7 protein-coding genes are annotated in these 13,304 nt (G+C 71.8%); 4 read left to right on the forward strand and 3 right to left on the reverse strand.

Features of this window, described 5'->3' with window-relative positions; translation table 11 throughout:
- Positions 1–111: 111 nt before the first annotated feature.
- A complete protein-coding gene (locus F0L46_RS15505) occupies positions 112–1,908 on the forward strand; it encodes a sensor histidine kinase (protein WP_149819139.1) in 1,797 nt (598 codons plus the stop codon).
- 541 nt (positions 1,909–2,449) lie between these two features.
- Here the strand turns inward: F0L46_RS15505 and F0L46_RS15510 are convergent.
- A complete protein-coding gene (locus tag F0L46_RS15510; protein WP_149819141.1) occupies positions 2,450–2,890 on the reverse strand; it encodes a VOC family protein in 441 nt (146 codons plus the stop codon).
- Positions 2,891–3,021: 131 nt separating this feature from the next.
- On the opposite strand from F0L46_RS15510, the gene F0L46_RS15515 reads away from it, so the two are divergent.
- The 3 genes from F0L46_RS15515 (at position 3,022) to F0L46_RS15525 (ending at position 9,673) form a co-directional block, all read left to right on the forward strand.
- Positions 3,022–4,434, forward strand: a complete 1,413-nt coding sequence (locus tag F0L46_RS15515) for a cation diffusion facilitator family transporter (protein ID WP_149819143.1) — start codon at positions 3,022–3,024, stop codon at positions 4,432–4,434.
- An 82-nt stretch (positions 4,435–4,516) separates the two neighbouring features.
- Positions 4,517–7,156 carry an aminopeptidase N gene (gene pepN / locus F0L46_RS15520; protein WP_149819145.1) on the forward strand — a complete coding sequence of 880 codons (2,640 nt, stop codon included), beginning with the start codon at positions 4,517–4,519 and terminating at the stop codon, positions 7,154–7,156.
- 285 nt (positions 7,157–7,441) lie between these two features.
- Positions 7,442–9,673 carry a PAS domain-containing sensor histidine kinase gene (locus F0L46_RS15525; protein ID WP_240540017.1) on the forward strand — a complete coding sequence of 744 codons (2,232 nt, stop codon included), beginning with the start codon at positions 7,442–7,444 and terminating at the stop codon, positions 9,671–9,673.
- 286 nt (positions 9,674–9,959) lie between these two features.
- Here the strand turns inward: F0L46_RS15525 and F0L46_RS15530 are convergent, their stop codons facing one another.
- Together F0L46_RS15530 and F0L46_RS15535 are read right to left on the reverse strand one after the other, a co-directional pair.
- Complete coding sequence (locus F0L46_RS15530) at positions 9,960–12,890, reverse strand: bifunctional [glutamine synthetase] adenylyltransferase/[glutamine synthetase]-adenylyl-L-tyrosine phosphorylase (RefSeq protein ID WP_149819149.1); 2,931 nt, start codon at positions 12,888–12,890, stop codon at positions 9,960–9,962.
- A gap of 88 nt (positions 12,891–12,978) precedes the next feature.
- Positions 12,979–13,179 (reverse strand): hypothetical protein, encoded by a 201-nt coding sequence (locus F0L46_RS15535; protein ID WP_240540018.1) that lies wholly within the window; start codon positions 13,177–13,179, stop codon positions 12,979–12,981.
- Between the last annotated feature and the right edge of the window lie 125 nt (positions 13,180–13,304).

Genomic DNA, 13,304 nt, shown 5'->3' on the forward strand with positions numbered 1-13,304 from the left:
GGGCGCACGAGGTGACGCAACGGCGCAACGCCGGCCCGCCATCGGCGCCCGCCGCGCCGCCGCACCCTCCCCGCCGTTGCCCGCGGCCCGGCGATTGGCTACTCCGTTAGGATGCTCGCCCCGCCGCCCGACGAACGCTCAGCCCGGCAGCCCGACATCGCCCCGGACGCGCTCTCCGGCGGGCGGGCGAACGGCTTCGCGCTGCTGTGGGCCGGCGCGGTGGTCATCCCCCTGCTCCTGTTCCTGGCCGCCGCCGGCATGGCCTGGACGGGCGTCGAGAGCGAGGCGCGGGCGCGGCTCCTGCGCACCGTCGACATGCTGCACGAGCATGCCCTTCGCTCCTTCGAGACCCAGGAAACGGCCCTGGAGGCCATCGACGAGCGCATCCGCGGCCTGTCCTGGGACGAGATCGCTGGGTCGCGCGACGTCCAGAGCTTCCTTGCCGCCCTCGACCGTCGCAGCCAGCCCTCCGGCGGCATCGCGATCGTCGGGCCGGACGCACGGCTGAGGGCCCTGTCGGGCGGGTTCCCGGCCCCACCCGTCGACCTGTCGGACCGCGCCTATGTCCAGGCCCACCGGGCGGGGGAGCCCGGCACCCATGTGGGCGAGGTGATCGTCTCGCGCCCCTCCAACGCCACCGTCTTCTCCTTGAGCCGGAGCCGCTCCGGCTCGGAGACGCCGTTCGACGGGATCATCGTCGCGACCTTCAAGCCGAACTATTTCGAGGAGTTCTACAAGTCCGTCACCGAGGGGCAGTGGGACGTGGTGACCCTCGTGCGGGCGGACGGCGCGGTCCTCGCCCGCACGCCCCCGTCCGCCGACCCGGCGGATTACCGGCCCGGACGCCTGAGCGCCCTCGTCGATGCCGCCCGGGCGGTGCCCGCGGGCGAGCTGCTGCGCGAGCTCTCGCCCATCGACGGGATCGAGCGGCTCTACGGCTTTCGCAAGGTCGGGCCCTATCCGGTCTACGTCTTCTATGGGCTGAGCCCGCGGGTGCTGCGCGGGGCCTGGCTCAGCCGGCTCGTCGCCCCGGGGCTCGTCTGCGTGGTGGCGGGCCTGCTGCTCGGGGCGCTGACCCTGCGGGTGCAGGGCTCGGTGCGCCGCGAGAAGGCGGCGCTCGCGGCGGCGGGCGCCGAGGCCGTGCGGCGGGCGGACGCGGAGGCGCGCCTGCGCCATGCCCAGCGCATCGAAGCGCTGGGCCAGATCGTCGGGGGCGTGGCGCACGACTTCAACAACATCGTCCAGAACGTCCAGGCTGCCACCAACCGGCTCCAGCGCAAGGCCGAGGAGCCCGAGGAGGTGCGGCGCGTCGCGGGTCTCATGGGCTCGGTGGCCGAGCGCGGCGCGCGGCTCACGCAACGCATGCTCGCCTATGCCCGCCGGCAGGAGGCGGTGACCGAGCGCTTCGACATGATGGGGGCGCTGAGCGGCGTCCACGATCTTCTCAACGACACCCTGGGATCGCGCTACCGCGTCGACCTCCAGCTCGCCCCCGACCTGCCGCCCACCCGGGCCGACCAGTCGGAGCTCGAGACGGTCGTGGTCAATCTCGTCCTCAACGCCCGCGACGCGATGCCGGAGGGCGGCACGGTGACGGTGGCGGCCTCCGCCGAGAGCGTGCCCGAGGGTACCCCGCCCCCGGCGCCCGCCTTGAAGCCCCGCCTCTACGTGCGCGTCTCGGTGATCGACACAGGGACGGGCATGGATGAGGCGACGCTCGCGCGGGCGGCCGAGGCCTTCTTCACCACGAAGGAGCCGGGCCGGGGCACCGGCCTCGGCCTCGCCATGGCCCGCGCCTTCGCCGAGGGCGCCGGCGGCGCGCTCGCCATCGCCAGCCGCCCCGGCGAGGGCACCACGGTCACCCTCTGGCTCCCCGCCGCCCCGGACGAGACCGGCCTCGCGGGCTGATGAAACCAGGGCGTATGCCCACAGGTCTGAGGACGGGCGTCGTTTCCAACCGTGAGCACCTGTCATCCCCGGCCGGAACTCGCGAAGCGAGTGGAGGGGAAGGGGATCCAGCGCAATCATGCTGCCGCGCAGCGGCTCACTTGGGCCCTGGACGGGCGTAAGGCGTCGCTTCGCGACATCAAGATGCGCTGGATCCCCTTCCCCTCCACGCGACAAGCGCGCTCCGCCCGGGGATGACACCGGCGAGCCCGCGGCCGCCCGGAAGGCCCCGCCCTCACGAGGAGAGGCAGCACAGCGCTCGCCCGGCGTCGCGTAACCAGTCCTGCACTAAGCGTTCGGACGGGTCGCGACAGGTTCCCCTCACCCTTGCGGGGAGGGGTTATGGGTGGGGGTGACGGCTGAGGTGGTGCAGAACGGGGCGCACCCGTTCGGCTGGAGACCTCTCCGGACCCGGCACCGCCGTCACCCCCCACCCCAACCCTCCCCCGCAAGGGGGGAGGGAGCAGGGCGGCGGCCTGTCACGGACTCGCCGCCCCCTGCCCTACCACTCGCCCGTGTTCGCCATCGAAGACCAGGGCTCCATCGGCGGCTTGGGCTCGCCGCGCTGGAGGAGCTCGATGGAGATGCCATCGGGGGAGCGGACGAAGGCCATGTAGCCGTCGCGGGGCGGCCGGTTGATGGTGACGCCCTGGTCCATGAGCCGCTGGCAGGTGGCGTAGATGTCGTCCACCCGGTAGGCCAGGTGGCCGAAGTTCCGGCCGCCCTTGTACTCCTTCTCGTCCCAGTTGTGGGTGAGCTCCAGGAGCGGCGCGCGGCTCTCGCGGGCGCGCTCGACGTCGCCCGGGGCCGCGAGGAAGACGAGGGTGTAGCGGCCCTTCTCGTTCTCGACCCGGCGGGTCTCCACCAGGCCGAACTTGTTGCAGTAGAAATCGAGGGCGCGGTCCAGGTCGCCGACGCGGACCATCGTGTGAAGGTATTCCAAGGCAGCTCTCCTCAGGGGGCAGGCGTGATGCAACGCGCGACCCGGGCCTCCGGCCTCACCCGGGCGCGACCGGACTTGATTTGATCCGCCGCCCCGTCGCAGATGCCGGTCGGAACGGCAGGCGAGGGCGCGTGGATCAGGCGGCTGACAGGCAAGCGGAGCGGGCGGCGCTCGTCAAACGCAAGGAGCGGGCCGCGCTGTGGTCCATCGTGGCGAGCGTCGCGATCACGCTCGCCAAGGGCGCGGTGGGGCTCGGCACGGGATCGCTCGCGCTGATCTCGGACGCCGCTCACAGCCTTCTCGACGTGGCCTCCACCACCATGACCTGGCTTGCCGTGCGGGCCGCCGACAAGCCTGCCGACGAGCAGCACCATTACGGCCACGGCAAGCTCGAATCGCTCGCAGCCCTCGCCGAGACCGCGTTCCTCTTCCTCCTGTCGGGGATCGTGGCCTGGGAGGGCGTGCGCCGCCTCATGGAGGGCGAGGCGGACGTGCGCCCGAGCTGGCTTGCGGTCGGCGTCCTCGTCGGCGCCATCGCGGTCGACGCCTGGCGCTGGGCGGCGCTCAAGCGGGTCGCGCGCGAGACGGGCAGCGACGCGCTCGACGCGGACGCTCTCCATTTCGCCGCCGACCTCGTGAACTCCGTCCTCGTGCTCGGCGCCCTGGGGCTGGCGGCCCTCGGCTATCCCCAGGCCGACGCCGCCGTCGCCATCGGCGTCTCGCTCTTCATCGCGCTCGCGGGCTTCCGCCTCGCCCGCCGCACCATCGACACCCTCCTCGACACGGCGCCCGAGGGCGTCGCCGAGCGTGTCCGGGACGCCGTGAAGTCGGTCCCGGGCGTGGTGGAAGTGGATTCGGTGCGGGCGCGGCCCATGGGCGGGCGGGTCATGGGCGAGGTGCGGGTGCGGGTCTCGCGCACCCTCCCCCTCGACCGGGTGACCGCGATCAAGGCCGGCATCGACGCCGCGATCCACCGCGAGCTGCCCCATTCCGAGTTCACGATCACGGCCAACCCCATCCAGCTCGACGACGAGACCATCCTCGAGCGGGTGATGCTCATCGCGGCGCACCTGCGCGTGCCCGTCCACCACGTCACCGTCCAGGAGATCGAGGGCCGGCTGTCCGTGAGCTTCGACGTGGAGGTGGACGGGCGCATCGCCTTGAGCGCCGCCCACGCGCTCGCCAGCCGCGTCGAGTCCGCGATCCAGGACGAGCTCGGCCCGACCGTCGAGGTCGAGAGCCACATCGAGCCCCTTGAGATGGACCACCTCAAGGGCCGGGAGGCGGACGCCCGCACCGCGGCGGCCGTGGCGCTCGCCCTCGCCGAAGCCGCGTCGGGGATCGACAAGCTCACGGACGTGCACGGGGTGCGGGTGCGCGAGACGCCGTCGGGCCTCGTCGTGAACTACCATTGCCACGCTCCCCCGGACCTCGACGTCGCCACGGTCCATGCCTGCGTCGACGAGCTGGAGCGGCGCGTGCGCACGCAGCATCCGGAAATCCTGCGCGTGATCGGGCACGCGGAGCCGGCCGGACGGGAATGAGGGCCGGCGCCCCAACGCTCGCGTTGCGCCCGGCCTAGCCTGTCCCCATAAATGTCAAGACACACGAACAAGGATCGCCGTCATGCGCACCGAAACGGCTCCGGTCGTCCGCCTCGTCGATTACCGCCCGAGCGACTTCCTCATCGACCGGGTCGAGCTCGACGTCCGGCTGCACCCGAGCGAGACGCGCATCAAAGCCATCCTGTCGATCCGCCCCAACCCGGCCGGGCGGGCGGACGCGCCGCTGATCCTCGATGGGGACGAGCTGCGCCTCCTGGACCTCGCCGTCGACGGCACCGCCCTGCCCCCGGACGCGTTCGCCGCCACGCCCCAGAACCTCACCCTCTTCGACCCGCCCCGCGCGCCGTTCCGGCTCACGATCGAGACGGTGGTCGACCCGTCCGCCAACACGAAGCTCATGGGGCTCTACCGCTCGGGCGGCGTCTATTGCACGCAATGCGAGGCCGAGGGCTTCCGCCGGATCACCTATTTCCTCGACCGCCCCGACGTCCTCTCCGTCTACACCACGCGGATCGAGGCGGAGGCCGGCGAGGCGCCGGTGCTGCTCGGCAACGGCAACCCCGTCGCGGCGGGCGCGATCCCGGGCACGAGCCGGCATTTCGCCGTGTGGGAGGACCCGCACCCCAAGCCCGCCTATCTCTTCGCGATCGTCGGCGGCCGCCTCGACCGGGTGGCGGAGCCCTACCGCACGGCGGACGGGCGGGACGCAGAGATCGCGGTCTATGTCGAGCCCGGCAAGAGCGAGCGCGCGGCCTTCGCCCTCGACGCGCTGCGCCGCTCCATGCGCTGGGACGAGCGCGTCTTCGGCCGCAACTACGATCTCGACGTGTTCAACGTCGTCGCCGTGTCCGATTTCAACATGGGAGCGATGGAGAACAAGGGCCTCAACATCTTCAACGACAAGTACGTGCTGGCGAGCCCGCAGACCGCGACCGACACGGACTACGCCAATATCGAGGCGATCATCGCCCACGAATATTTCCACAACTGGACCGGCAACCGGATCACCTGCCGCGACTGGTTCCAGCTCTGCCTCAAGGAGGGGCTGACCGTCTTCCGCGACCAGGAGTTCTCGGCCGACGAGCGCTCGCGGGCGGTCCAGCGCATCGGCGACGTGCGGACCCTGAGGGCGCGCCAGTTCCCGGAGGACGCAGGCCCCCTCTCGCATCCCGTCCGGCCCACCGAATACCGCGAGATCAACAACTTCTACACGGCGACCGTCTATGAGAAGGGCGCCGAGATCATCCGCATGCTGAAGAGCCATATCGGGGCGGCGGACTTCGCCCGGGGGATGAACCTCTATTTCGAGCGCTGCGACGGCACCGCGGCCACGGTCGAGGAGTTCCTCGCCTGCTTCGCGGAGGCGAGCGGGCGCGACCTCTCGCACTTCGCCCGCTGGTACGCCCAGGCCGGGACGCCGCGGGTCGTGGTGAGCGGCACCTACGACGCGGGCGGCCGCACCTACCGTCTCGACCTCGCCCAATCCACCGCGCCGACCCCGGGGCAGCCCCTCAAGGAGCCCGTCGTCATTCCCGTGGCCCTCGGCCTCGTGGCGGAGGATGGGGGGCGGCTCGACGCCCACAGCCCGCGGGTGCGCGACGACGGCGTCTTCGTCCTCGACCGGGCCTCCGACAGCATCCTGTTCTCCGATGTCGCCTCGCGTCCGGTCCCCTCCGTGTTCCGCGGCCTGTCGGCGCCGGTGCGGGTGGCGCTCGATCTCTCCGACGCCGATCTCCTGACGCTCCTGCGCCACGACACGGACCCCTTCAACCGCTGGCAGGCCGGCCAGAGCCTCGCGACGCGGCTCCTCGTCCGCCTCGCGGGCGTCTCGCGCCCAGACGGCGCGGAGGCCGAGGGCTTGGCCCAGGCGCTGCTCGCGTTCCTGCGGGGCAACGCGGAAGCGGATCCCGCCTTCGCGGCGCAGGTGCTGAGCCTGCCCTCCGAGGCGGAGATCGCCCAGGAGATCGCGGCCGACGTCGATCCGGATGCGATCCACCGCGCCCGCAAGGCGGTGCGGGCCCATGTGGGAGGGGCGCTCCGGGGCGAGCTCATGCGCCTGCGCGACGCGCTCGCCTCCTCGGCCCCCTACAGCCCGGACGCGGCGAGCGCCGGCCGGCGCTCCTTGCGCAACATGGCGCTCGAGCTGATCGCGGCGGGCGATTCCGGGGCGGGAGCGGGCCTCGTGGCGGCCCAGTACCGCGACGCCGACAACATGACCGACCGGCTCGCGGCGCTTGCCGTGAATGCCGGGCTGCCGCCCTCGGCGGAGCGCGAGGCCCTGTTCCAGGACTTCTACGACCGCTACCGCGCGGAGCCGCTGGTGCTCGACAAGTGGTTCGCCATCCAGGCCGCGATGCCCGAGGACGGCACCCTTGAGCGGGTGCTGCGCCTGATGAACGACCCGGCCTTCTCGATCACCAACCCCAACCGCGTCCGCTCCCTCGTGGGCAGCTTCGCGCTCAACAACGCGACGCAGTTCCACCGCGCGGACGGCCGGGGCTACGCCTTCCTGGCCGACATGGTGGTGGCGCTCGACGGGACGAACCCGCAGGTGGCGGCCCGCCTGCTCACCGCCTTCGGCACGTGGCGGACCATGTCTGCCGAGCGGCGCCAGGGGGCCGAGGCGGCCCTGCGGCGGGTGGCCTCCAAGCCGGACCTCTCCCCCGACGTCTCCGACATCGTGCACCGCTCGCTCGGCTAGGGCGGGCGGCGCGGTCCCGTTGATTTCATTGACGTTTCGGGAGCCGGCGCCCTCCCTTGGGGAAGCGCGGCAGAGCTGCCACAGGGGTTAACAAACCGGAAATGCGGCGCTCCTGCCAAGCTGGACAAATCACCTCCCCAGGATTCTAGTGAGCGTGATTCGGAGAGATGCGGCACGTCTCCCGAACGGGACGGATCTGACTTTCCGAAGGGGTTTCGCATGGCAGGTGCGGACGCCGCGTGCGCTTCTGCGCGCGCTGCTACGATTCTGGGCATCGCTCGCAAGATGCCCCATCCGGCCTATGGCCGGCTTGAGCGGATCGAGCCCTGGCTGCGGCTGGCGGTCCCTCCGCTGCTCGCCCTCTTTCTCCTCACCCTCGCGGCGAGCGCCTGGATCCAGGCCCGCGACGGCCGTGTCGAGGCGCTCCAGGACGCCATCAGCGACATCGACGTGGTGGCGACGCTCGTCGCGGGCGAGCTGCAGCGGACGGGCCTTTCGGGCGGCTCGAACGCCCAGCTCGAAACCCTCGCCCGCGGGCTGCCGGCGGCCGCGCTCGCCCGCGGGCGCACGCTTCTCGTCGCCGCGCCGGACGGCCGCATCGTCGGCACCTATCCCGACCTCCAGCGGCGTCCCGCGAACCTCGACGAGCTCCTAGGCGAGACGCAGCCCCTCACCGTCTTCGCCGACCGGGCGGGCGTGCTCACCATCCGGCTTCCCGGCGGCGAGGAGGCGATCGCCACGGTGCGGCGCCTCGCCCAGAGCGGCCATGTGGCCGTGGTCCAGCCCGTGCCGCGCGTGCTCGCCACATGGAACGCCCGCGCCATGGCGCAGGTCATGCTGCTGGGCGGCACGGCGGTGGTGCTCCTAGGCCTCGGCGGCGCCTATCTCCTCCAGGCGAGCCGCGCCCGCGCCGCCGACCAGGTCTGCGAGAAGGTGCGCCGCCGGATCGACGGCGCGCTCTCCCGCGGCCGCTGCGGCCTGTGGGACTGGGACGTGGCCCGGGGCCGGATCTACTGGTCGGATTCGATGTACGAGCTTCTCGGCTACCAGCGCGCCGACGAGTTCCTGTCCTTCGGCGACGTCAACGCGATGATCCATCCCGAGGACGCCGACTTCTACGCGCTTGCCGACCACCTCGCCTCCCAGCCCGCCTCCATCGTCGACCACGAGTTCCGCATCCGCTCCTCCGGCGGCGAGTGGGTGTGGCTGCGCGCCCGCGCCGAGATCGTGGACGAGCCCGACGAGGGCCGCCATCTGGTGGGCATCGCCATCGACGTCACGGAGCAGCGCGGCCTCGCCGAGCGCTCGGCCCAGGCCGACATGCGCCTTCGCGACGCCATCGACGCGATCTCCGAGGCCTTCGTCCTGTGGGACGCCGACAACCGCCTCGTCCTGTGCAATTCGAAGTTCCAGGAGCTGCACGAGCTGGCGCCCGACACCGTGGCGCCCGGCCGCTCCTATGCCGAGGTGATGCAGGTGGGCCGCCAGCCCGCCGTGCAGCAGCAATCGCTGCGCGCCGAGCGGCCCGAGACGGGCGGGCGCACCTTCGAGGCGCAGCTCGCCGACGGGCGATGGCTCCAGATCAACGAGCGCCGCACCAAGGACGGCGGCTACGTCTCGGTGGGCACGGACATCACGCCCCTGAAGCACCAGGAGGGCCGCCTCCTCGAATCCGAGCGCCAGCTAAAAGCCACCGTCCTCGACCTGCGCCTCTCGCGCCAGAAGCTGGAGCAGCAGGCCCAGCAGCTCGCGGACCTCGCCGAGCGCTACCTGGAGCAGAAGGCGCACGCCGAGTCGGCGAGCCGCGCCAAATCCGAGTTCCTGGCCAACATGAGCCATGAGCTCCGCACGCCCCTCAACGCCATCATCGGCTTCGCCGAGGTGATGGAGACGGGCATGTTCGGCCCCTTGGGCGCGCCGAAATACGGCGAGTACTGCCACGACATCCGCACGAGCGGCGAATATCTCCTGTCGGTGATCAACGACATCCTCGACATGTCGCGCATCGAGGCCGGCCGCATCATGCTCACGAAGACGAACGTGGAGCTGGAGGGCGCCGTCACAAAGGCGACACGCCTCGTGAGCGAGTTTGCCCGCTCCAAGGGCCTGGGGCTCGAGGTAGAGTGCCAGCCGGGCCTGACCGTGCTAGCTGACGACCGGGCCCTCCAGCAGATCCTCGTCAACCTGCTCCAGAATGCCGTGAAGTTCACCCCGGAGGGCGGACGGATCGTGGTGCGGGCGCGCTTGGCTGGGGACTGCGCGAACATCTATGTCGAGGACACCGGCATCGGCATCCCGCGCGAGGCCCTGCACAAGCTCGGCACCCCCTTCGAGCAGGTCGAGACCGAGTTCAACCGCACCTACAAGGGTTCGGGCCTGGGCCTCGCCATCGCCAAGTCCCTCGTCGAGCTCCACGGCGGTGGCCTGCGCATCCGCTCGCAGGTGGGCGTCGGCACGATCGTGCTGGTCCACCTGCCGCTGCGCTCGGTGCAATCCGCCGAGCTGAAGGTGGCGTGACGGGAACTCCCGTCTCCTAGGGGGAGCGGGACCGGGGGTGAGGGGTTGGACGCTGATCCAGCGATCTCCCACACCGCTGATCCTACCCTCCCCCTCGTCCTGAGGTGCCCACCGCAGGTGGGCCTCGAAGGGCGCTCCAGAAGTCTCCGGACGGCCGTGGCAGCGTGGTGCGTGCTTTGAGACGCGCTCTACGAGCGCTCCTCAGCATGAGGGAGTGGGAGCCCTCTGAATCGGCGTGGTACCCCCTCACCCCCGGCCCCTCTCCCCCTGAGAGAGGGGAGCAGCGCTACCCCAGCAGCCTGTCGAAGATCTGCCGCACGGCGCGGCGGGTGTCGTCGAGGTGGCGCTGGAGGCGCTTGGGGTCGGGGAGGTTCGCCTCGGCGGCGATGCGGCGGAGGATGGCGGGCGGGACGGTTTTCGGGTCGAACGCGCCCTCGATGGTCAGCCGCTGCCAGTGGAACACCCCCGTCATGAGGGCATGCGCCTCCGCGAGGGTCGCGGCGTCGCGGTCAGCCAGCAGCCCCGCGGCCGAGGCGGCGGCGAAGACCTCGCCGGGCGGAAGGCCGACGAGGCCCGGATGGCGCGCGGCGTGGCTGAGGACGAGGGTCTGGGCGATGAAGTCAAGGTCGGTGAGGCCGCCCGGCGCGAGCTTGAGGTCGAGGGCGTGCCCCTCCCCCTTCTCGCGGGCGATCAGCGCCCGCATGGCATAGGCCTCGCGGGCCACGAAGGCCGGATCGCGTGGGAGCGCGAGGGTCTCGGCGATGGCGGCCTCGACGGCGGCCCGGAGATCGGCGTCGCCCGCGATGGTACGGGCCCGGGTCAGCGCCATATGCTCCCACAGCTCCGCCTCCTCGCGCTGGTAGGCGAGGAACCCACGGAACTGGGCCGCGATCGGCCCCTTGTTGCCGGCCGGGCGCAGGCGCAGATCGACCTCGTAGAGCCGCCCCCGCCGGCTCGGCACGGTGAGCGCCGAGACCAGGCGCTGGGTGAGGCGGGAATAATAGACCGCCGCGTCGAGGGGCCGTGCGCCCGACGAGGTGCGGTCGTCGGGATCGAAATCGTAGAGCACGACGAGGTCGAGATCCGAGCCCGCCGTGAGCTCGCGGGTGCCGAGCCGTCCCAGCCCCAGCACCGCCATGCGCCCGCCGGGCACCCGTCCGTGCTCCGCCGCGAACGCCGCCTCGACGGCCTCCAGCGAGACCCTCACGATCGCCTGCGCGGTGGCCGCGTAGGACAGGCCGGCGCGGGCGGGCGCCAGGATGCCCGAGAGCATCCGCGCGCCGGTGACGAAGCGGGCCTGACGCGCAGCGTCGCGGGCACGGTCCAGGAACTCCTCGAAGGAGGCGGGCCGGCCGATGGCGCCGCGGATCTGCGCCTCCATGGGCGCCTCATCCACCACCGGATCCACGAAGTCCGGATCGATCACCGCGTCGAGGACGTGCGGCGTGACGGCCACCGTGTCGGCAAGGCGCGGCGCGGTGCCAAGCAAATCGGCGAAGAGGAGGAGGAGCCGCTCGTGGTTGAGCAGGATCGTCATCAGTTCGACGGCCGCCGGCATGCGCGAGAAGGCGGTGTCGAGGGCGGCGAGCGCATGGTCCGGATCGGCGGTGCCGCCCAGGGCCGTGAGGAGGCCCGGCACGAGCTCCGTCAGCACCTCCCGGGCCCGCGCGCTCGTGACGGCGGCGCGGCGCCCGAAGTGCCAGCCGCGCACCGTCTCCGCGACGCGCTCGGGATCCTTGAAGCCGAGGCGCCGCAGGGTGGCCAGGGTCTCGGGATCGTCGCCCGCGCCCGTGAAGACGAGGTTCCCCGCCTCCGAGGCGAGTTCTCCCGCCTCCTCGAACAGGAGCGCGTAATGCTTCTGCACGACACCCGCCTGCCGGGTCAGGGCCTTGGCGAAGCCGGCCGTCGAGGGATAGCCGCAGAACCGGGCGAAAGCCTTGAGGTGGGCTTCGTCGTGGGGCAGGCGCTGGGTCTGCTCGTCGGCCACCATCTGGAGCCGGTGCTCGATCCCGCGCAGGTATCGGTAGGCCACGGTGAGCTCGTCGCGCGCCTCCGCCGTGATCCAGCCCTCCTCGTGCAGCTCGGCCAGCATGTCGAGGGTGCGCCGCCCGCGCAGGGCCGGGCGCCGGCCGCCGAAGACGAGCTGCTGGGTCTGGACGAAGAACTCGATCTCGCGGATGCCCCCGCGCCCGAGCTTGATGTCGTGTCCCGCCACCGCGATCCGGTCGTGCCCGCGCACCGCGTGGATCTGCCGCTTCATGGCGTGGACGTCGGCGATGGCCGCGAAGTCGAAATATTTGCGCCAGATGAAGGGGCTGAGATCCGCGAGGAAGCGCTGCCCGAGATCGAGGTCGCCCGCGACGGGACGCGCCTTGATGAGGGCCGCGCGCTCCCAGTTCTGGCCCACCGTCTCGTAGTAGGAATAGGCGGCGGGCAGCGACACGGCGACGGCGGTGGAGCCCGGATCGGGGCGCAGGCGGTAGTCGACCCGGTGGACGTAGCCGTCGGGGGTCCGCTCCTGAAGAAGGCGCGCCACGGTCTGGGCGATGCGGGCGTAGAAGGTGGGCGCCTCGACATTGGCGGACAGCGCGCTCGCCGCCGGATCGAAGAACACCACGAGGTCGATGTCGCTCGAGTAGTTGAGCTCGCCCGCGCCGTGCTTGCCGAGCGCCAGGATCACCACGCCGCAGCCGGGGCCCGGATCGTCCGGATCCGCGAGCGTGATCCGCCCGAGGCCCGCCGCCTCGTGCAGGGCGATGGCGAGCGCGCTGCGCACGGACGCGTCGGCGAAGTCGGAGAGCGCGCCCGTGACCCGGTCCACGTCCCAGACGCCGCCGATATCGGCAAGGCCCACGAGCAGCGCATGGTCGCCGCGAGCGACGCGCAGGGCTCGCATCAGCTCGTCGCGCGAGGCTCCCGCCATCGCGGCGCGGTGGCGGCTCCCCTGCTCGCTCACGATGGCGCGGTGCAGGTCGTCGGGCGCCATCGTCGCGATACGCGCCAGGCGCGCCGGGCGACCATAGGCGAGGTGCCAAAGGTGGGGGGAGTGGTCGGCCACCGCGAGCATCAGCTCGCGCAGGGGCCCCTCGCGTAGGAGCACAACGAGCTCGGGCGCCTGGCGCTCGGCCCGCTCCAGGAGGTCGCCGAGCCGCGCCCCGGCGCGCTTCGCATCGATGGGGGACGGCGCGGCGGCGAGGCGGTCGACGAGAGCGGTCATCGCGTGAGGTGAGCCCGTGTTGCGGGCCGGACGTTAGACCAGGAGCCGTACGCCTGCCATGCCGGGCATGCGCTGCCGCCTGCGCTGCTTAACCGGCCGACTGCACGAGGCGGAGGGCGGGGCGGGCGCGGCCGGAACGCAGGGTGACCTCGGTCCAGGACTCGTCGGAGGTGCCCGTCACGAGGCGGTAGCCGAGGCTCTCGGCGAGGGCGCGGGCCTGCTCGACGTTGACGCTGGAGATCCAGCGCGTGAACTCGCGGTTGCCCTGATCCATGAGGACCGCGAGCATTCCGATCTCAACGCCGAGATCGAATGTTTCGTCTTGCCCCGGGAAACGGAGGCGCAAGCCCTCCGTGATGTGGATGTGCCGCATGATTCTGCCCCGATTGCGGTACTTGTTGGTCTTGTGCCCTC

It is taken from the genome of Salinarimonas soli, assembly GCF_008386575.1.
Lineage (GTDB): Bacteria > Pseudomonadota > Alphaproteobacteria > Rhizobiales > Beijerinckiaceae > Salinarimonas_A > Salinarimonas_A soli.